This window comes from Agromyces protaetiae (genome assembly GCF_004135405.1).
Lineage (GTDB): Bacteria > Actinomycetota > Actinomycetes > Actinomycetales > Microbacteriaceae > Agromyces > Agromyces protaetiae.
Genome location: NZ_CP035491.1, coordinates 2,197,097 through 2,215,827 on the forward strand (window position 1 = coordinate 2,197,097; position 18,731 = coordinate 2,215,827).

At 69.9% G+C, this 18,731-nt stretch carries 20 protein-coding genes, 1 tRNA gene and 1 other RNA gene; 12 read left to right on the forward strand and 10 right to left on the reverse strand.

Translation table 11 applies throughout. The features are described from left to right. Positions 1–45 precede the first annotated feature (45 nt). Positions 46–783 carry a tyrosine-protein phosphatase gene (locus ET445_RS10255; RefSeq protein ID WP_129191145.1) on the forward strand — a complete coding sequence of 246 codons (738 nt, stop codon included), beginning with the start codon at positions 46–48 and terminating at the stop codon, positions 781–783. A gap of 27 nt (positions 784–810) precedes the next feature. On the opposite strand, the gene ET445_RS10260 is transcribed toward ET445_RS10255, so the two are convergent. Further along, positions 811–1,485: an SIMPL domain-containing protein gene (locus ET445_RS10260; protein ID WP_165314372.1), complete on the reverse strand. Its 675-nt coding sequence runs from the start codon at positions 1,483–1,485 to the stop codon at positions 811–813. A 159-nt stretch (positions 1,486–1,644) separates the two neighbouring features. Between ET445_RS10260 and ssrA the strand changes: the two genes are divergently transcribed. From ssrA to ET445_RS10295, 8 genes are all read left to right on the forward strand, one after another. Continuing rightward, positions 1,645–2,015: a transfer-messenger RNA gene (gene ssrA / locus ET445_RS10265) on the forward strand. 146 nt (positions 2,016–2,161) lie between these two features. Beyond that, positions 2,162–3,442, forward strand: coding sequence for an MFS transporter (locus ET445_RS10270; RefSeq protein ID WP_129191147.1), 1,281 nt, complete (start codon positions 2,162–2,164; stop codon positions 3,440–3,442). Between the two features lie 103 nt (positions 3,443–3,545). Further along, entirely contained in the window at positions 3,546–3,902 is a 357-nt protein-coding gene (locus tag ET445_RS10275) for an amidohydrolase family protein (protein WP_129191148.1), read from the forward strand. A gap of 297 nt (positions 3,903–4,199) precedes the next feature. Next, positions 4,200–5,189, forward strand: coding sequence for an ABC transporter substrate-binding protein (locus ET445_RS10280; protein WP_129191149.1), 990 nt, complete (start codon positions 4,200–4,202; stop codon positions 5,187–5,189). A gap of 23 nt (positions 5,190–5,212) precedes the next feature. After that, complete coding sequence (locus tag ET445_RS18290) at positions 5,213–5,662, forward strand: iron chelate uptake ABC transporter family permease subunit (RefSeq protein ID WP_279433471.1); 450 nt, start codon at positions 5,213–5,215, stop codon at positions 5,660–5,662. Then, positions 5,659–6,222 carry a FecCD family ABC transporter permease gene (locus ET445_RS18295; protein ID WP_279433472.1) on the forward strand — a complete coding sequence of 188 codons (564 nt, stop codon included), beginning with the start codon at positions 5,659–5,661 and terminating at the stop codon, positions 6,220–6,222. The genes ET445_RS18290 and ET445_RS18295 overlap by 4 nt, the downstream gene beginning before the upstream one ends. 2 nt (positions 6,223–6,224) lie before the next feature. Then, complete coding sequence (locus ET445_RS10290) at positions 6,225–7,295, forward strand: FecCD family ABC transporter permease (RefSeq protein ID WP_129191150.1); 1,071 nt, start codon at positions 6,225–6,227, stop codon at positions 7,293–7,295. Then, a complete protein-coding gene (locus ET445_RS10295) occupies positions 7,292–8,092 on the forward strand; it encodes an ABC transporter ATP-binding protein (protein WP_129191151.1) in 801 nt (266 codons plus the stop codon). The genes ET445_RS10290 and ET445_RS10295 overlap by 4 nt, the downstream gene beginning before the upstream one ends. 51 nt (positions 8,093–8,143) lie before the next feature. Here ET445_RS10295 and ET445_RS10300 read toward each other — a convergent pair whose 3' ends face one another. Both ET445_RS10300 and ET445_RS10305 read right to left on the reverse strand, forming a co-directional pair. Then, complete coding sequence (locus ET445_RS10300; RefSeq protein WP_129191152.1) at positions 8,144–9,874, reverse strand: cation:proton antiporter; 1,731 nt, start codon at positions 9,872–9,874, stop codon at positions 8,144–8,146. Positions 9,875–9,928: 54 nt separating this feature from the next. Next, complete coding sequence (locus tag ET445_RS10305) at positions 9,929–10,762, reverse strand: inositol monophosphatase family protein (RefSeq protein ID WP_129191153.1); 834 nt, start codon at positions 10,760–10,762, stop codon at positions 9,929–9,931. Between the two features lie 206 nt (positions 10,763–10,968). Here ET445_RS10305 and ET445_RS10310 point away from each other — a divergent pair. Continuing rightward, positions 10,969–11,044: transfer RNA gene (locus tag ET445_RS10310), tRNA-Lys, on the forward strand. Positions 11,045–11,059: 15 nt separating this feature from the next. Here the strand turns inward: ET445_RS10310 and ET445_RS10315 are convergent. From ET445_RS10315 to ET445_RS10345, 7 genes are all read right to left on the reverse strand, one after another. Then, positions 11,060–11,683, reverse strand: coding sequence for a GNAT family N-acetyltransferase (locus tag ET445_RS10315; protein WP_129191154.1), 624 nt, complete (start codon positions 11,681–11,683; stop codon positions 11,060–11,062). Further along, positions 11,680–12,402, reverse strand: a complete 723-nt coding sequence (locus tag ET445_RS10320; protein WP_129191155.1) for a DUF4389 domain-containing protein — start codon at positions 12,400–12,402, stop codon at positions 11,680–11,682. The genes ET445_RS10315 and ET445_RS10320 overlap by 4 nt, the downstream gene beginning before the upstream one ends. Next, positions 12,399–13,391, reverse strand: a complete 993-nt coding sequence (locus ET445_RS10325; RefSeq protein ID WP_129191156.1) for an NAD(P)-dependent alcohol dehydrogenase — start codon at positions 13,389–13,391, stop codon at positions 12,399–12,401. The genes ET445_RS10320 and ET445_RS10325 overlap by 4 nt, the downstream gene beginning before the upstream one ends. Beyond that, a complete protein-coding gene (locus tag ET445_RS10330) occupies positions 13,388–14,116 on the reverse strand; it encodes a DUF4386 domain-containing protein (protein WP_129191157.1) in 729 nt (242 codons plus the stop codon). Before ET445_RS10330 ends, ET445_RS10325 begins: the two co-directional genes overlap by 4 nt. Positions 14,117–14,223: 107 nt before the next feature. After that, the gene (locus tag ET445_RS10335) at positions 14,224–14,448 is read right to left on the reverse strand and encodes a hypothetical protein (protein ID WP_129191158.1); all 225 of its coding nucleotides are present in this window, start codon (positions 14,446–14,448) and stop codon (positions 14,224–14,226) included. 54 nt (positions 14,449–14,502) lie between these two features. After that, positions 14,503–14,691, reverse strand: a complete 189-nt coding sequence (locus ET445_RS10340; RefSeq protein WP_129191159.1) for a response regulator transcription factor — start codon at positions 14,689–14,691, stop codon at positions 14,503–14,505. Further along, positions 14,688–17,171, reverse strand: a complete 2,484-nt coding sequence (locus ET445_RS10345; RefSeq protein ID WP_129191160.1) for a winged helix-turn-helix domain-containing protein — start codon at positions 17,169–17,171, stop codon at positions 14,688–14,690. The genes ET445_RS10340 and ET445_RS10345 overlap by 4 nt, the downstream gene beginning before the upstream one ends. 78 nt (positions 17,172–17,249) lie before the next feature. Here ET445_RS10345 and ET445_RS10350 point away from each other — a divergent pair, with 78 nt between their 5' ends. After that, complete coding sequence (locus tag ET445_RS10350) at positions 17,250–18,173, forward strand: NAD(P)/FAD-dependent oxidoreductase (protein ID WP_129191161.1); 924 nt, start codon at positions 17,250–17,252, stop codon at positions 18,171–18,173. Between the two features lie 85 nt (positions 18,174–18,258). Further along, positions 18,259–18,714, forward strand: coding sequence for a hypothetical protein (locus tag ET445_RS10355; protein ID WP_129191162.1), 456 nt, complete (start codon positions 18,259–18,261; stop codon positions 18,712–18,714). Positions 18,715–18,731: the final 17 nt, after the last annotated feature.

Sequence of the window (18,731 nt, forward strand, 5' to 3'; positions counted from 1 at the left end):
GCCTCGCGGCCGCGGTGACGGATGTCTCGACTAGGCTCGCCCGTGATGGACACCTCGACTCGGATCCTCGTACCCGGCACCTACAACTTCCGTGATGTCGGCGGGTTGCCTGCCGCGAGCGGCCCCGTGCGCTCGGGCACGCTGTACCGCTCCGACGGGCTCTTCCGCATCGGCGAGCCGGGGCGGGCGAAGCTCCGCGAACTCGGCCTCCGCCGCGTCATCGACCTGCGCGACGAGCAAGAGGCGCAGGCGATGCCCGACGACGTCGCCGGACTCGGACTCGACGTGCGGCGGCTTCCCGTGTTCGAGGGGTCGGGCGCGTCGCAAGGCGCCAAGGGCATCTCGCTCGAAGCGCTCTACCGTCGCATCGTCACCCAGCACTCGAGCATCGTCGTCGAAGCCGTGCGCGACATCGCGACCACCACCGACGGCTCGGTGCTCGTGCACTGCACCGCGGGCAAAGACCGCACGGGCGTCGTCGTCGCGCTCACCCTGCTCGCGGTGGGCGTCGACCGCGACTCCGTCATCGCCGACTACGAACGCACCGAGCAGTACCTCGCAGGCGAGTGGCTCGACGGCATGGTCGAGATGATCGGCCGCTACGGCGTGCCCGACACCCCCGAACTGCGCGTGCTCATGGGCGGCAGCCCGCCCGAGGCGATCGATTCGGCGATCGACGTCGTCGAGCGCTCGCACGGGTCGGCCAGGCGGTACCTGCTCGAATCGGGCCTCTCGCTCGACGAGCTGTCGGCGCTCGAGAAGCTCCTCGTCGACGAGGGATGACGCGCGTCTTCTGAAGCGCGCGGCGCTTCAGGCCCGCGGCTCGGCCGAGAACCGCGCATCGACCGTCGCGGCGATCACGAGGTCGGCCGGTGCGAGTTCGGGCGCGGGCGGTGCCGCGTCGGCCTTCGCGAAGCTCGCGCGCGCCATCGCGTAGACGGGCTGCGGCGGTTCGACGGGGTGCGCCGACAGCATGCCGGTGTCGGCGATCTCCACTGCGACCGGCCGCCCTGCGCCGACCGCGTCGGCGTAGACGACGGCCTTCGCGACGGCGTCGGCGACGGCCTCACGCTGAGCTTCTTCGCGCACACGGCGGTTCGTGGCATCCGTCAACTGCCAGCTGACGCCGCCGACCGACAGCCGCGCTTCTTCGCCTGCGCTGCCCACCCACTCGGACAGCCGACCGAGGTCGCTGAAGACGATCTCGACCGCGGCGCTCGCGTTGTAGACGAGCGCGAGCTGTTTGCCGTCGGAGTTCCAGGGGCGGTGCGCCCACGTGCGCAACTGGGTAGCCGACCAGCGGTCGAGCACACCCTCGGCGTCGAGTGCGCGCACGCTCGCGAGCAGGCGCTCGTGCGACTCGGAGACGTCGCGCAACGGTCGCTGGCGGTCAGGGCCCGACGCCGACACGGTGACCGACACGGCGCCGAGTTCGGGGGCGATCTTGACCTCGGCGCGGCCGTTGACGGCGATCTGGATGCTCACGTGCGGTCTCCTCATCGATCCGGAATGGCGCGCGCGTCGCGCCTGTTCTAGACTGTAAGGCCGCGCACCTCCGGGTGGGCGGACATTTGAGAACTCCACAGTGTGCGACGACGGCCCGCCAGCAGTCGAGCTCGAACGAGCGCGAGTCTGGTGACCCATGGGGATGATCGGTTTCGACATCGCCTGCGAAACCGCGAGAAGCGGGCCGAGGATGCAGGGTTATCTCGTAAACGATCTCTGCGAAACAATAACTGCCAATAAGAAGCAGATCGACTTCGCTCTCGCTGCGTAAGCAGTAGAGCCACAAGTCCGTCAGTCCGGGTTCGTTCCCGCCCCGGTCACTGGCGTCATTTAGGGGACTTGCTGCGCACCGGCGCCTGAACGGTGCGTGGGACTTCTTCAGGCTGGGCCCGTCGACTCAGATGCCTGTCGCAAGAGTCGGGGCCGACGAGAACGCTTGACAGGATGCGCCCGGAGAAGGCGTGGAATCACAGCGATGGACGGGGGTTCGATTCCCCCCATCTCCACCCTGTGTCTGTCGGGGCTCTGCCTCCGGCAGACGAGTCGTCGTCGCACACTGGGATTCTCGACGATCGGTCGACGGATGCCTCATCCGCGACGTCTTCCGTCGACCCCGCTTCCCTGCCTAGTCTGGCGACAGGACGAGGGGGTTCGCATGAGCGGTTCGACCGACGCGATCGTCGATCCGCGCACGCGGCTCGGCAGCCCACGCGCCTGGCTCGTGTGGGTGCTCGCCACGACGTTCGTCGTGTGGCTCTTCGCGATCCAGACGGGGTACGCGGTCGTGTCGCCCGAGATCCAGAAGTCCGCCGGGCTGAGTCTCAAGCAGATCGGCGTCGCGGCGGCGATCTACACGTGGGTGTTCGCGGCCGTGCAGTTCTTCTCGGGAGCGCTCCTCGACCGGTTCGGCAGTCGGCCTCTGCTCGCGATCGCGGTCGGGTTCGTCACCGTCGGGGCGTTCCTCTATGCCGGCTCGGTCGATTTCGCGGTGCTCGCCGTCGCCCAGACCGTGCTCGCGATCGGCGCGTCGTTCGGCTTCGTGGGCGCCGGATACGTCGGCGGCAAATGGTTCGTCGCGGCCAGGTACGGGCTCATGTTCGGGCTCGTGCAAGCCTGCGCGTCGCTCGGGTCGGCGGTCTCGCAGCCCGCGATCCTCGCACTCCTGCAGGCGCTGACATGGCAGCAACTGCTCGTCGCGTTCGGATGCTTCGGGCTCGCGCTCGTCGTGCTCTTCGTCATGTTCGTGCGTGATCCGGCGCCCACCGGCGCGGCAGGCGCCGACTCGTCGGTCTCCGCGCGGCCCCGCCGCGAGCACGGCGTCGTCCGAGGCATCCTCGTCGATCTCGGCCGCTGCTTCGCGAACCGGCAGGTCATCCTCGCGGCGCTGCTGACCGCTGCATCGTTCGGGACGATGCTCGCCGTCGGCACCCTCTGGGGGCCGCGGATCATGGAGGCGCGCGGCGCGTCGACGGCGTTCGCGACCGTGCTCACGGCCGTGGCGTGGCTCGGTCTGGCAGTCGGGGCGCCGCTCGTGAACATCGTCTCCGATCGCTGGGGGAGCCGAAAGCTGCCCGCCGCGATCGCGCTTGCCCTCCAGGCGCTCGCGATCGGGTTCGTCGTCTACCTGCCCGACGAGTCGTCCGCCGTCGCGGTCGTGCTCATGTTCGCCGTCGGGCTCTTCTCGGGGGCGCAGATGCTCGGGTTCACGGTCGCCGGGGAGTCGGTGCCGTCATCGCTCATCGGGAGCGCGTCGGCGATCGTCAACGGGTCGGCATTCATCGTGAGCGGGCTGCTCGCCTCGATCCCGACCGCCTTCCTCCCGAACGATCCGACGCTCGCCGACTTCCAGGGGATTCTCTGGATCATGCCGGCGGTGCTCGTCGTGGGCGTCGTCGCGAGCCTGCTGCTCCGCGATCCGCCCGTACGACGCGGGTGAGCGCACGTCATTCCCCGCGGGTGAAGGGGGTGGCCGTCGCACCGCAACGGGTCTAGCCTTCGCATGGTCGCAGCGACTCGAGGTCGTGTCTGGGGGGATGGCGATGGTGTTCTACGCGGCAGCGCACGGGGGCGCCGGCACGCACGCGGTGCGCGGGCACATCGTGACGGTGAAAGGCGACCCGTTCGTCGAAGGCGACGACGCCGTCCTCGTGGACATCGCCGACGGGGTCGTCATCGTCGAGGACGGGCTCATCACCGCGGTCGGGCCGTACGAGACGGTCAAGGGATCGCTCGGAGACATCCATCTCGACCACTATCCCGACGCCATCGTGACCGCCGGCTTCGTCGACTCGCACGTGCACTACGTGCAGGGATGCCTCGCAGCGGCGCTCCTGCCCGAGCGGGCGCGGCCGGTCGCCGCGGCGGATGCCTCGTCGACGGCCTCGGTCAGTCGGTGAATGCCGAGGTGCAGTAGTCGCACTCAGGTTCGTCGCAGTACCAGTGCTCCGGCGCGCCGGGCGCGTACTCGTCCATGTCCGATCCTTCATCGTGTCGCTTCGGGTGTGCGACAGGGGCGATCGTGGCATGGATGTCTCGAGCGCGAGTATCGCCGGCGTGGCCATCGGGCTCGTGAAGGATCGACGCGCGGGCCAGCCGCGTTCGAGGGACATGAGGATGTCTCGGGGGTGCGACCGGCCCGCCGAAGTCGGTAAGGTGAGGCTCGCCTAACACCCAAACTTCCGAGGAGTTCGACCGTGCGCCGAAACCGCCCCGCCCTCATCGCCCTCGCCGCAGCCGGCATCGTCGCGCTCGCCGGCTGCGCCCAAACCGCCGACGGGGCGTCGGGCGGCGACGCCTGGAGCTACGTGTCGGGCGACGGCAAGACCTACACCGCCGACCACGTGCCGACCCGCATCGTCGCCCACGCCTACGCCGCGAAGGCGCTCATGGAGTTCGGCATCACGCCCATCGCGATCTACGCCGACGGCGACATCGGCAGCGACGTCGGCCTCGCCGGCGCCGACTTCGACGGCATCGAGATCGTCGGCGAAGAGTGGGGCAAGATCGACGTCGAGAAGGTCGCCGAACTCCAGCCCGACCTCATCGTCGGCGACTGGTGGCCGGTCGAAGAGGCCTACTCGGGCCTTGAAGACGGCGTCGAGGAGTCGAGCAAGAAGCTCGCCGACCTCGCGCCCGTCGTCGGCGCCGCCCAGGGCGACTCGATCGTCGACCTCATCGAGGGGTACGCCGACCTCGCCGCGTCGCTCGGCGCCGACCCCGAGGTCATCGACGAGCAACGTGCCGAGTTCGACGCCGCCGTGGCCGGCTTCGAGGCCGCGACCGCGGCGAAGCCCGGCCTCACGGCCCTCGCGATCAGCCCCTACGACGACATCTACGCCGTCGCCGTGCCCGAGTACGCACCCGAGCTGCTCGACCTTCAGAAGTGGGGCCTCGACGTCATCGTCCCCGACACGCCCGACCCCGACTTCCCCTACTGGCAGAGCCTCAGCTTCGAGACTGCCGACACTTACCAGCCCGACCTGCTGCTCTTCGACGACCGCAACCACCCGGCGAACGAAGAGGTGCTCGCGGCCCAGCCGATCGCGAAGACCATCACGGCGTACTCCGCCGGGCAGACGACCACGTGGCCGGCCTACTGGCTGCACACGTACAGCGACTACGCCGCACAGCTCCGTCAGCTCACGACCGTCGTCGACGGCGCCGACCCGAACGTCGGCGAGTAGCGACCGTTCGCCGGATCATCCGCATGACGACCGCACTGGAGACTCCGAAGGCGAGCCCGCGCACCCGCGTCGGGCTCGCCGCGGGGCTCGTCGGCGCGGTCGTCGTGCTCGCGGTCGTCGCGGCCGCATCGATCCTCTTCGGATCGCGCGCGATCGACCTCGGCCGGGCCGCCGAGACCGACCTCACCGTCATCCTCGACATGCGCGTGCCGCGCACGGTCCTCGGAGTGCTCGTGGGAGCGGCGCTCGCCGTCGGCGGCGCGCTGCTTCAGGGCGTCGCCCGCAACCCGCTCGCCGACCCCGGCGTGCTCGGCATCAACGCGGGCGCGGCCGTCGCGGTCGTCGGAGGCATCCTGCTCGTCGGCGCCCAGACCGCCGGAGCCTACGTCTGGTTCGCCTTCCTCGGTGCTGCCACGGCGACGGTGCTCGTGTACGGCATCGCGTCGTTCGGGCGCGAGGGGCGATCCCGGTGAAGCTCGCCCTCGCGGGCGTCGCCGTCACGGCGGCCTGCTCGTCGGTCACGTCGGCGATCGTCCTCGCCGACGCCGACGTGCTCGACGAACTGCGGTTCTGGCAGGTCGGCGCACTCGCGGGTCGCTATTGGCCCATCGTGCAGGCGCTCGCCCCCTACCTCGTCGTCGCCCTCATCGCCGCGATGTGCTTCGCACGCCCGCTCAACGCGCTCGCGATGGGCGACGACCTCGCCCGCTCGCTCGGCCAGCACGTCGGCCGCAATCGCGCCCTCACGTTCGCGGTCGTCGCCGTGCTCTGCGGCGCCGCGACCGCCGCGTGCGGCCCGATCGCCTTCCTGGGACTCATGGTGCCCCATCTCGCCCGGCTCATCACGGGCCCCGACTACCGGTGGATCCTGCCGTACAGCCTCGTGCTCGGGCCCATCGTGCTCCTCGGCTGCGACCTTCTCGGGCGGCTCGTCGCCGCCCCCGGCGAGGTGCAGGTCGGCGTCATCGTCGGCGTCGTCGGCGCTCCCGTCTTCATCGCGCTCGTGCGGCTGCGCCGGAACGTGGAGCTCTGACGATGACGACGACCGCGAGTCCGGATGTCTCGACCGCGCCCCGCTCGTCGACGGGCGCATTCCGCGGCGACCGCCGAGCCCGCAGCGCACGCTCGATCCTCGTCACCTCGGCGCTCGCCGTCGCCGTCGCCGTCGGGTTCGTCGTCTCGATGATGCTCGGCAGCTACGTGCTCGACGCCGGTTCGGTGGTCGCGGCGACGCTCGGCCTGCCGGCCGAGGCATCCGCCGTCTTCGTCGTGCGCGAACTTCGCCTGCCGCGCGCCCTCACCGCCGTGTTCGTCGGCCTCGCGCTCGGTGCCGCCGGCATCGTCTTCCAGCGGCTGCTGCGGAACCCCCTCGCGGCGCCCGACATGATCGGCATCTCGGCCGGTGCGAGCACGGCGGCCGTCGCCGCGATCGTCTTCACGTCCGCGGGCGGGCTCCTGCTCCCCGCGGCGGCCGTCGTCGGCGGACTCGCGACCGCGATCGTCGTGTACCTGCTCGCGTGGCGCCGAGGAGTGGCCGGCAACCGGTTCGTGCTCGTCGGGATCGGCGTCGCGGCCCTCCTCGAGTCGATCACGGGATATCTGCTCACGCGCGCCGAGATCTCCGACGCGCGCGCGGCGATAACCTGGCTCGTCGGATCGGTCGGACTCGCCGGGCCCGAAGTCCTGACCGCGCTCGTCCTCGCCGTGCTCGCGCTCGTCCCGCTCCTCGCCGTCATCGGCCGGGCGAGCGGCGTGCTCGAACTCGGCACCGACGCCGCCCGCGGGCTCGGCCTCCGGCCGCAGGCCGCGACGGCGCTCGTGCTCGGCGCATCCGTCGTCCTGGTCGCCGCCGCGACCGCCGCAGCCGGCCCCATCGCGTTCGTCGCCCTCATGGCCGGCCCGATCGCCGAGCGCCTGCTCGGCACGGGCGGCGCACGCGTCGTCGCATCCGCCCTCGTCGGCGCCATCCTCGTGACCGCGGCCGACCTGATCGCCCAGCACGCACTGCCGACCCCCATCTCGACGGGCATCGTCACCGGCCTCGTCGGAGCGCCCTACATCGCATGGCTGCTCATCCGATCCGACCGCAGAGGAGCCCGGCGATGACCGAGCGCACGCTGGAAACCGTCGACCTCACCCTCGGCTACGACGGCGTCGACATCGTGCATGACCTGTCGACCGAGATCCCGTCGGGCAAGGTCACGGCGATCATCGGCGCGAACGCTTCGGGCAAGTCGACGCTGCTCCGGGGCATCGCGCGACTCATGACGCCGCGTTCGGGAAGCGTGCTGCTCGACGGCGCCTCGGTTCACGCCATGCGCTCGGGCGACGCCGCGCGCGTCATCGGCCTGCTGCCGCAGGCGCCCATCGCCCCCGACGGCATCACCGTCGGCGACCTCGTCGGTCGCGGCCGCTACCCGCACCAGGGCTGGTTCCGCCGTTGGACCGAGGCCGACGAGGCCGCAGTCGACGCCGCCCTCGAGGCCACAGGCACCGCCGACCTCGTCTCCCGACGCGTCGACGAACTCTCAGGCGGACAACGCCAGCGCGTGTGGATCGCGATGGCGCTCGCGCAGGAGACCGACATCCTGTTGCTCGACGAACCGACGACCTACCTCGACGTCAATTACCAGATCGAGGTCCTCGACCTCCTCGCCGACCTCAACCGCGACCGCGGCACGACCGTCGTCATGGTGCTCCACGAACTCGGACTCGCGTGCCGATACGCCGATCACCTCATCGCCATGAAGGACGGCCGCATCGCCGCCGAGGGCGCGCCGAACGACATCGTGACCGCCCAACTTGTCGACGACGTCTTCTCGCTCGCGTGCGACGTCATCGAAGACCCGCGGAGCGGGACGCCCATGGTCATTCCGCTCGGGCGGCACCGGCTCGTCCGCTGAGGCAACGGCCGCGAGTCGCTCGCGGCTGCGCCGTGCGCCGTGCGCCGCCAGCTAGTGCTCGCCGGGCCGGCGCGAGAGCCGCGTCTCCTCGAGGTCGAGGAGCGCCTGCGCCTCGGCGATCGCGCGCGAGGAGTAGGTGCCTTGCGAGGTGAACTCGATGAGCCGCTCGCGCTCCGCGGCGACGACTGCGAGGCGCAGATCGCGGAACAACTGGTGAGGCTTCTCGCCGACCGCTCGCGGACTCTGGCTGCGTTCCCAAGCCGCTTCGGTGCGCATGAACGATGACTGGCGCACCCGTTCGATCACGTCGGGGTCGATGGGATCATCGCTGAGCTCGCGCTCCGACTCGATGTCGTCGATCGCGTCGAGGCCGGCGTTGCTGAGCGTCTCGAGAAGGCCGGCGAGCTCCTTCCGATCTTCGGTGGCGTTGACGCCCTCGACCTTCAAGAGTCGGATGAGCCAGGGCAGCGTGCCGCCCTGCACGACGATGCTCGCGACCGCGACCGTGAAGGCGATGAGGATCAACTGCGGACGGTACGGCGTGCTCTCGGGCAACGACTGCGCCGCCGCGAGCGTCACGACCCCCCGCATGCCCGACCAGCCGAGGATGACCCCGCCTCGCCAGTCGATCTGCTCTTGGCGTTGCCGTTCGAGGTCGGCGCGACGGCGACCGTAGTCGCGTTCGAGGCGGTCGCGGAACTTCGCCTGCCGCGGGGTGTCGACCGGATGGCTGCGGAAGTAGTAGAGCGCGAGCAGGGCGCGATACGTGCGCTTCTCGTTGCGCTCCTCGCGGCGGCCGAGGGCGTAGACGAGCGGGCCGATCCAGGCGTACCGCACGACGATGAGCGCGAGGGTCGCGATGAGTCCGAGGCCGATCGAGTCGGCGACGCCCAGCACGGTGGGGTCGACGTGCTCGATGAGGGTGCGGATCTCGAGGCCGATGAGGAGGAAGACACCGTTCTCGAGCAGGAACTGGATCGTGCGCCAGTTGATCTTGTCGCTGATGCGCGACTGCGGCGAGAACGCGCGAGGAGCCGCGTGCCCTGTGTAGAGGCCTGCCACGACGACCGCGAGCACGCCGGAGGCGTGGAAGGCCTCGGCGGGCATGAACGCCACGAAGGGCACCGCGAGCGAGAGCGCCGTGTCGAGCACGGGATCGTCGAGCTTCGATCGCACCCACACCGTCACGAAGCCCACGACGAGGCCGACCGCCACCGCGACGACGACCGCGTACGAGAAGTCGAGCACGCCCGCGAACGGCGTCGCGAGCGCGCCCGCGGCGGCCGCGACGGCCGTGCGGAGCAGCACGAGCGCCGTCGCGTCGTTCACGAGCCCTTCGCCCTCGAGCACCGTCAAGAGGCGCGGCGGCAGGCCCAGTCGTCGGCCGATGGAGGTCGCGGCGACGGCGTCGGGCGGACTGATGATCGCGCCGAGCGCGACGGCGGCGGGCAGGCTCAGCTCGGGCAGGAGCGTGAAGAGCAGGAACCCGACCGCGAATGCCGTGATGATGACGAGCGCGACCGAGAGGCTCGCGATCGGCGCCAGGTTCCGGCGGAAGTCGATGACGGGCACGCTGATCGCGGCCGCGTAGAGGATCGGCGGCAGCAGTCCGTCGAGGATGATCTCGTGCGGCACCTCGATGTCGGGAACGCCCGGCAGGTACGAGAGGCCGACGCCGACGAGCACGAGGATGATCGGCGCCGCGATGCCGAGCTTCTTCGAGAAGGCCGCGACCGCGACGATGACGGCGACCGCGATGATTCCATAGACGCCGATCTCCATCGTTCCACCCTATGCAATCCGGCGGACGTGTTACCGCCGCAGACGATGGGCGACTCAGCGGAGTGCGTCGAGCACGGCGTCGTGCAGCAGGCCGTTCGTCGCGAGCGCGTTGCCGTTCGACGGGCCCGGTTCGCCCTCGACCGACGTGAATCGCCCGCCCGCCTCTTCGACGATGGGGATGAGCGCCGCGAGGTCGTACGTCTTGACGTCGAACTCGGCGACGATGTCGACGAGCCCTTCGGCGAGGAGCATGTACGACCACAGGTCGCCGTAGGCGCGGTCGCGCCACACGCGCTCGGAGAGCGGCAGCAGACGGTCGAGGTAGCCGGCCTCGCGCCACTGCGCGAGGCTCTGGAAGCTGAGGGATGCATCGGCCAGGTCTTCGACGCGCGAGACGCCGATACGGCGGGGAGCCGTCGTCGCCGGGGTCGCTCCGTCGCTGTCGTTCGCGTCTGCAGACGTCGTGCCCGGAGCATCCGTCGTCCACGCGCCTTCGCCGCGCGACGCCCACCAACGCCGCCCGAGCGCGGGGGAGGAGGCGACGCCGACGACCGGCTCGCCGTCGACCGCGAGCGCGATGAGCGTGCCCCACACGGGCACGCCGCGCAGGAAGTTCGAGGTGCCGTCGATCGGGTCGATGATCCACTGCCGGTCCGAATCGCCCTCGACGCCGAACTCCTCGCCGAGCACGCTGTCGCCCGGCCGCGCCTCGGCGAGCCCGTCGCGCAGTGCGCGCTCGACCGCGAGATCGGCTTCGGTCACGGGTGTGCGGTCGGGCTTCGTCGACACCTCGAGATCGACCGCGCGGAAGCGCGCGAGCGAGATCGCATCGGCGCGATCGGCGAGGGCGAGGGCGAGGGCGAGGTCGTCGGCGAAGGGCGCGGGCATGAGGTTCAGCGTACGCGTCGCGAGGTGCCCGGATGCCTCGCTTGACGACCTTGTGGGCGCGGATGTGCCGGCATTCGGGGGAAGTTCACCGATCGGCAGGCGGCCGGCCGCTCGGCGTTCACCGCGCTTCGCGCCCCGATTTCGCATTGGCGCGAATGCTCTGATAACGTAGTGCCTCGGTTCGGAACGCAAGATTCCGAGGCCATGCACCTCTAGCTCAATCGGCAGAGCAACTGACTCTTAATCAGTGGGTTCAGGGTTCAAGTCCCTGGGGGTGCACCACGAAGCCCCGGCAGATCATTCTGCCGGGGCTTGTTCGTTGTCGGCGGCTCCCTGCCCCGACTCCTCGCGGAGGATGGCGTATCCGACGCTGTCGAGCCACCGACCGGAGCGATGCAGCGCGTCTCCGACGGCGTGGAGTTCGCGGCGCATGCCGGCTCGTTCCATCAGGCGCCACGACCGCTCGTTGTCGAGGAAGCTGGTCGCGACGATGCGTCGAATGGCGAGTTCGTCGAAGCAGTACCGGATGAGCGCTTGCACGGCCTCGGTCGCGTAGCCGCGGCCCTCGTGCGCCGGGTCGAGCACCCAGCCCAGTTCCACCTGGCTTCGCCGCGCCAGCTCCGCGACATCCTGCTGGGCCCAGGCATCCGCTCCTCGCACCATGAAATCTCCGATGACCCCACCTCCGTGCCGGTCGTCGAGCTCCACGATGACGGTGTCGGCAAGCCGATCGGGCTCGGTGAAGAGGTCGCGGTACTCCTCGAAGGTGGCGGGTGTTCCGCCGAGCCACTCGTTCACCGTCTCGAGACGTCGGTACGCCCAGGTCGCGCCCGCATCACGGCACGTGCCCGGGCGGATGACGAGGCGACGCGTGGTGATCGGGGTGCGCAGGATGGGCGCAGGCGGTGACGCCGTGCTCATGCCGTCCTACTTGCTGCGGCGGGAAGCGAGGTCGCATGGTCGGGCTCGTCGCCGCCGGCGTCGAGTCGGAACGGCGGGTACTCGTCGGTCATGAGCGCCAGGTAGATCAGGACCCGGTACATCCACCTGCTGATGCCGACGAGGAAGTCGAAGTAGCCGGTCGGGTACCGTCCCGTGACCAGCAGGAGGAATCCGGCGACGACCACCAGCAGGTTGAGGATCGAGTAGCCGCCGAGGGGGAGCGGTCCCGTGCTGAGCTCGTTGAGCGCCGGAATCGGGTAGAGGAAGATGTCTGCTCCCAACAGCGCGACGATCGCGATCTGGGGGAGCGCGAGGAGCGCCTTGACGAGGACTGCAGGGCGCGAGAGCCGATCGGCGTACTCGATCTCCAGCGTCGCCGGGTAGCTCGTCCGCCGGGCCGTGAACGGCGGGTAGTCGTCGGTGCCGAGAGCCGCGTACACGTAGAAGCCGACTCGCCAGTTCCAGCGCAGGATTCCGGTGTTGATCTCGAACAGCCGCCGCGGGTAGCGGCCGGTGGCGAGGATCGCGATCCCGGCGATCGGGGTAGTGGCGATGAACCAGAGCCAGAGGGCCGCGAGGATGACGAAGTGGGGAATCGCCAGGAGCATCTTGGCGAGCCACAGCCAGCGAGACAGTCCGGCCTGCAGCGTGCCGGTCAGGCGGAGCGGGCTCGCCTTCAGGTCGGTCGAGGTGCTCATCGGATCTCCGGTGCGGTGGTGGTCATGGACAGCACGACGCTGCCGCGCTTGCGGCCGCCGTCGACGTATCGGTGGGCGTCGGCGACCGCGTCGAGCGAGTAGGTGCGGTCGACGATCGGTCGCAAGACGCCGGCTTCGGCGAGTTCCACGAGGTGGCCGAGATCTTCCGCCCGGTAGGGGCCGGGAGCGGTGACGACCGTGATGCCGAGGCGCTTCTCGTCTCGCCGTGCGGCGATCATGGATCGCAGATCTCCGGCGACGAGCAGCACGGCGCCCCCGGGCGCGACGAGGTGCCCGACACGTCGAACCGGTGCGTTGCCGACGCAGTCGACGATCACGTCGTACGACCGTCCGGCGGTCGTGAAGTCGTCCACGTGGTAGTCGATGATCTCGTCAGCGCCGAGTGCCGTGACCATGGCCCGGTTGGCGCCGCTCGTGACCGCGGTGACGTGGGCGCCGAGGGCGTGGGCGAGCTGGACCACCGCAGAGCCGACGGCACCGGAGGCGCCGTTGACGAGCGCTCGCGTCCCTCGCCGCACGTCGACTTGGTCGAGGAACGCGTGCGCAGTGACCCCGCCGAAAACGAGGGCCGCGGCATCCTCGAAGCTCAGGCCGCGAGGCCTGGCGGTGACCGCCGCCTGCGAGTCGATCACGACGTACTCCGCGTGACCGCCGAAGCGGCTTCCGAGCATTGCGATCACCTCGTCGCCAGGTGCGAACCTGCGAACGTCGCGGCCCACGGCGACGACGGTGCCGCTGACGTCCATTCCGAGGACGCGGCGGCGCGGTCGGAAGAAGCCGAGCACGAGCGAGCTGGGGATGGCGAGTCCGGCCGGGACATCTTTCGCCCGCGACCGGCGGTCGGCGGCGCTGACGGTGCTCGCGTGGACGCGGATCAGGACTTCTCCCGCGCGTGGGGCCGGGGTGGGGATGTCGGCGACGGTGAGGACGTCGGGTCCGCCGAATCGCCGGTGGATCGCGGCCCTCATGATTCGACCTCGACACCCGAGGCGACGGGGGCGGCCGGGGCGACGTTGTGATCCGGATCGGTCAGTCTGCGGATCGCGTCCAGGTTGAAGCCGCGGACGACGAGCCACGCTCCCATCCCGAACTCCCAGATGCTCAGGAACAGTGCGGCAGCGCCCGCCACCGGGGAGACGGGGCCCCAAGCGCCGAACAGGGTTCCGACATCGGCGACGACGAGCATCGGTGCGCCGATGAATCCGAAGACCGGGAGCGCGCGGGGGATCAGCCTCGAGCGGAACATGATCGAACCCAGCAGGAAAGCGTTGAGAGCCGGGATCAGTCCTTGGCCGAACAAGGTCGTCCAGGTGTGCTGGGCGAGGAGCGACTGTCCTGCGACCACCGCGTCCTGGCCGAGGTCGGCCTGTCGGAGCGTGACGATCGACATGAGAGCGACGACGCCGGCGAAGATCGCAGCAGCCTCCAACGTGCGCGCGGCCACGAAACCGAGAGCCCGGGAGCCGCTGTGGAGCTTGATGATCGGATAAAGTGCGATGCCGGTGCCGATGCACGCGAGGGCGACGATCAGTTCCAGCACGCCGCCCACGACCACGGGTGCATCCGGCCCGGCGCCGACGACCCAAGCGGTGTCGCCCTTGATCGCGTCGTAGAGGGCGAAGGTCGGGATCGAGACGAACGTGAGCAGGTAGAGCACGCCTCCGGCGATCGAGGCCCTGCGGTGGAGGGGCATCGGCGCCCCCGATGTGTGGTTGCTGCGGTGGTGGTCATGATCTTCTCCGATCGGTTGGTCCGGCGGTCATCGGGAATGACGCGTGTGCGAGGAGGTGAGGAGCGGACTCAGGGGTCCAGTCGAGTGACGGCGATGATGGACAGGCCGGCATCGCGAAGTCGCTGCAGGACTCCGTGGAGGGCGGCCTGATCGGTGAGCTCACCCCGCAGCGATGTCGTCCCGTCGATGCCGGGCGCGAGTGTCAGCCCCTCGAAGTGCGCAGCCCACCGCGGTTCGAGGCGTCCCGACACGCGGAACTCATATGTGCAAGAGGTGTCTGCGGAGTGGTTCACGCCTGGCACGGTAGGAGCCGATGTGGTGAGCCGACATCACCAGATCGGGTGAATTCAGCGCAGGAACCCCAGTTCGGCCGCTCGACGCACGGCGGCCCGGCGGCTGCTCACCTCGAGCTTCAGGTAGATGCTCTTGATGTGGGTGCGGACGGTGTTCAGCGACACCGAGAGGTGGCGGGAGATCTCGGGGCCGCTGAGGTCGGAGGCCAGCAGTCGAAGAACCTCGAGCTCGCGCGCTGTCAGCGACGACGCCGGGAGGCTCGTCGGTTGGACTCGCGGCGCCGTCGCCGTCGCCGTCGCCTCCGCCTCCCGAGAAGTCTGAGCGCGTCGGGATTCCCCGTGGCCCGTTTCGCGAGCGCGGTGAGCAGATGAGACATCCGAGCGCCTTCGTCGACGAAGACGCGCACGTACCCCTCTGCGCCGGCGAGCGTCACGGCCTCTTCGAGCGCATCGAGCGACGCATCCTCATGGCCCGCCGCGGATCGGGCGAGCGCGAGGAGAACGAGTAGCTCGATGAGGCTGCCCCCACGGTCCGAAGCGTCGCGTGCGGCGTCGACCAGGCGCGTCGCGAGCGCCTCTGCGTCGCCCACCGTGGTGGGATCCGCCAGGAGCACGCGGGCAAGCGTCGCATGCTCGTACTCGCGGGCGTACGAGAGGGCGTCGGCCGGGGTGAGCGATCGACGGCGTGCCCATTCCCGAGCCTCGCGTGGCCTGCCCGCCGAAAGGTGCGCGCGGGCGCGGACGGCGGCGATCGGCCGCACGTCGGGGAACATGTCCGACACATACAGGCGTTCGGCCTCGTCGAGCATTTCGATCGCCTCGTTCGCAGCCGCCTCCGCGAGCAGGAGTCGGGCTCTCGCGAGCCGACGTCGGTGTCGGTTCTGCGGGAGACCTGAGTGCTCCCCGAGCGATTCCGCCGATCGCAGCTCCGCACGCGCGGCTGCGAGGTCGTTCCGCTCGTAGTGCACCCCGCTCAGCCCGACGTGCATGTCGGCCGCCCCGCGCAGCGGCGGTTGTGAGCGCGTCGCCAACTCCAGGCCGTGTCGATAGACGGCTTCGGCCGCGGTCAGGTGTCCCCGCGCGAGGAGGATATCGGCCATCGCGAGCGATCCGCCGATCACGTCGGAGAGATACCCGGCGGCCTCGAGGTGCTCGAGAGCGACGGTCCAGGACGCGGCGGCCGCGTCGAGGTTGCCATGAGCCCACAGGGCGAGCCCCAGCAGACCCGCCGAAGCTCCCTGCTCGATGTCGTTGCCTTCGGCGGCGAGTTGCACCGCGCGCTGCGAGGCGGACAGGGCCGCTGCGCCGTCGCCCACGACCATCGACTGAGCGCCGCGGTACAGCGCGATGCCGGCGTGAAGTGCGCGGGCTTCGTCCGAGGCCGTCGGATCCGCGGCCTCGACATCGCTCAGCAGCTCTTCGACGCGGTCGATCCGCCCCGCCGACAGCAGCGTGCCGGCGAAGATGAGACCGAGCGAAGGCCGTGCGTCGATCACTTCCGGCGGAAGCATCTCCAACCAGGCGAGGAGCGCGAGTTCCTGCCTGTTCTGGCGGAGCAGGTTGGACGAAGCCTCCAGCAGGTCTGCCGCGCGAACGAACGCGTCCGCGCCGAACGCGTGTTCGATCGCCTGTTCGATCAGCCCGTTTCGCTCATACCAGCCACTCGCGCGGAGATGCAGCTCACGGGAGAGCTCGGGCTCCTCGGCGGCGAGCCGCGCGCGCAGCATCTCGGCGAAGAGATGGTGGTACCGGTACCAGAGTCGCTGATCGTCGAGGGGCACGACGAAGAGATTGCCGCGGTCCAGTTCGTCGAGGATCACGCTGCTTCCGGAGCCACCCGTGACGGCGTCGCAGAGCCCTCCCGTCAGCCGCCCGAGTATCGATGTGTGCAGGAGGAATCTGCGGACCGACTCCTGCTGTTGCTGCAGCACCTCCTCCACGAGGTAGTCGACGACATAGCGGTCGTCCCCCGCGAATCGAGCGATGAATCGGGCTGGGTCGTCGTGTCCACGAAGGGAGAGTGCGGCCAACTGGAGCGCCGCGATCCAGCCTTCGGTCCGCTCATCCAGAGCGGCGATCTGCCCGGCGCTCACCTCGAGCCCCATGATGTCGGTCAGATATCGGGCGGCCTCCGTCTCGGTGAACCGGAGATCGCCGGCGCGGATCTCCCCGAGCCGACCATTCACACGCAGTCGAGCGAGTGGAAGCGGGGGATCTGCTCGCGTGGCGACCACGAGATGCACCTGCGACGGCAGGTGCTCCACAAGGTACGACAGGCCGTCATGCACCGTCGCGTCATCGATGAGGTGGAGGTCGTCGAGGACCAGCGTGATCGGAGGACCGGATTGCAGACGATTGATGAGCAGATCCACGACAGCCTCGGGCGCCGGCGGGGGCCCGTGCCCATCGCCCCGAGGTGTCAGGGAAACCGCTCCGGGCGAGGCCAGCTCGATCGCGGCGACCACGTACCGCCAGAAGGTCGCGGCGTCGTTGTCGCGCGCATCCAGCGAAAGCCACGCGACGGCCTTTTCCCGATGGTCGTCGGATGCGAGCCATTCGACGACGGCGGTCGTCTTCCCGAATCCCGCAGGCGCGGCGACCACGGTGACCGTGGCCGCGTCGTTCGCGAACAGCCGCGTCAGTCTCGCCCTGGTGATGCTCGATGCTCGAGGTTGCGGCACATGAAGCTTCGTCGTGAGGATGACGGGTTCGGGTCCTTCCACGAGCCCAGTGTGCACGGGCGTTCCCGGAAACGGCAACGGGCTTTGCGGTCCGAGCGCTCAGGCGCCGATGCTTGGGCCATGAACGAATACGACGTGCTCGTCGTCGGCGGCGGAGCCGCCGGTCTCAGCGCAGCCCTCGTCCTCTCGAGGGCCCGGCGCCGTGTTGCGGTCGTCGACGACGGGCGACCGCGGAACGCTCCGGCATCCCACATGCATGGGTACCTCTCGAGGGACGGCCTGCCCCCCGCCGAGCTCCTCTCCCTCGGCCGCGAAGAGGTCGTCGGCTACGGAGCCGACCTGATCACCGGGACCGTCACGACCCTCGGCCGAGGATTCCGCGCGACGCTCGACGACGGGACCTCGATTCTCGCTCGCAGAGTTTTGGTGACCACCGGACTGCGGGATCAGATCCCGGACATCCCGGGGTTGGCGGAACGATGGGGCCGCGATGTGCTCCACTGTCCGTATTGCCACGGCTATGAAGTCCGCGACCGGGCTCTGGGGGTGCTGGGCGGCGATCAAGATGCGATCGCGTACGCGCTCCTGATCCGACAATGGTCGAACGACGTGATCCTGTTCACGCGCGGCCAGCCTCCGACGCCCGAGCAGCACGAGGCGCTTCGCGCTCGCGCGGTGGGCGTCGAGTCGCGACCGGTCCGCCGGGTGAGCGTCGTAGAAGATGCACTGCGCGGGGTCGAACTCGAAGACGGCCAGGTCATCCCACGGTCGGCCCTTTTCGTCCGCCCGACACTCGCACCCAACGATGCCATTCTGCGCGGTCTCGGTTGCGAGCGAGACGAGCGCGGATGGACCGCCCACGACGCCGACGGTGCGACGAGCGTCGCCGGTCTGTATGTCGCAGGCAACGCATCCGACCCGAGAGCCCAGGTCATCACCGCGGCCGGACAGGGATCCGCCGCCGCGATCGCGATCAACAACGACCTCGTCGCCGACGACGCGCGCGCCTCAGTCGACCGGCTCCGGGACCGCCCTCGTCGTTGAAAGCGGATGGAGATCTGATCTTTAACGAGCGAATCGATTCGACCTCGCACTGGCGGGAAACCGCCAGTCGCGGGAGAATCACGACGTGCGCGCACCGCGCCGCACGATCGCGACCGCGGTCGCGGCGGCGGCTGCGATCTTCACCGCGACGGGTCTCAGCGGATGCTCGGGCGGCGTCGGTCGGACGTGTCTCGACGTGCCGACCGAGCTTCTCGCCGTCATCGCCGGCGCCGCCACGAGAGGGGTCATCGAACCGGTCTCGGGGGCCGCGGTGAAGGCCGACCCGGCTTCGGCCGTCCATGCCGACGGCTCCTACATCGTCGCAGTCACGTTCAGACCGGTCGAGGCGTCCGAGGGAGCGACCCGGGCCGCGGCCTTCGTCACGGGTTCGCTCGAGGCATCCGAAGCGCAGCCCATCCTCGCGGTCGACCCGCTCGCCCAGATCCTCACGGTCTGGCCCAGCGAGGTCAACGGCATCGGGTTCGCGGGCGACGACGACGGCATCGCCGCCGCGAAAGCGTGCGTCGAGGACGACGGGTGAGCGGAGTCGGGTCGATG

Excerpts from the sequence above, each read along its gene's own strand:
- ET445_RS10255 (WP_129191145.1), top strand. The coding sequence starts at position 46 with ATGGACACCTCGACTCGGATCCTCGTACCCGGCACCTACAACTTCCGT.
- ET445_RS10270 (WP_129191147.1), top strand. The coding sequence starts at position 2,162 with ATGAGCGGTTCGACCGACGCGATCGTCGATCCGCGCACGCGGCTCGGC.
- ET445_RS10275 (WP_129191148.1), top strand. The coding sequence starts at position 3,546 with ATGGTGTTCTACGCGGCAGCGCACGGGGGCGCCGGCACGCACGCGGTG.
- ET445_RS18290 (WP_279433471.1), top strand. The coding sequence starts at position 5,213 with ATGACGACCGCACTGGAGACTCCGAAGGCGAGCCCGCGCACCCGCGTC.
- ET445_RS10290 (WP_129191150.1), top strand. The coding sequence starts at position 6,225 with ATGACGACGACCGCGAGTCCGGATGTCTCGACCGCGCCCCGCTCGTCG.
- ET445_RS10295 (WP_129191151.1), top strand. The coding sequence starts at position 7,292 with ATGACCGAGCGCACGCTGGAAACCGTCGACCTCACCCTCGGCTACGAC.
- ET445_RS10300 (WP_129191152.1), bottom strand. The coding sequence starts at position 9,874 with ATGGAGATCGGCGTCTATGGAATCATCGCGGTCGCCGTCATCGTCGCG.
- ET445_RS10305 (WP_129191153.1), bottom strand. The coding sequence starts at position 10,762 with ATGCCCGCGCCCTTCGCCGACGACCTCGCCCTCGCCCTCGCCCTCGCC.
- ET445_RS10315 (WP_129191154.1), bottom strand. The coding sequence starts at position 11,683 with ATGAGCACGGCGTCACCGCCTGCGCCCATCCTGCGCACCCCGATCACC.
- ET445_RS10320 (WP_129191155.1), bottom strand. The coding sequence starts at position 12,402 with ATGAGCACCTCGACCGACCTGAAGGCGAGCCCGCTCCGCCTGACCGGC.
- ET445_RS10325 (WP_129191156.1), bottom strand. The coding sequence starts at position 13,391 with ATGAGGGCCGCGATCCACCGGCGATTCGGCGGACCCGACGTCCTCACC.
- ET445_RS10330 (WP_129191157.1), bottom strand. The coding sequence starts at position 14,116 with ATGCCCCTCCACCGCAGGGCCTCGATCGCCGGAGGCGTGCTCTACCTG.
- ET445_RS10350 (WP_129191161.1), top strand. The coding sequence starts at position 17,250 with ATGAACGAATACGACGTGCTCGTCGTCGGCGGCGGAGCCGCCGGTCTC.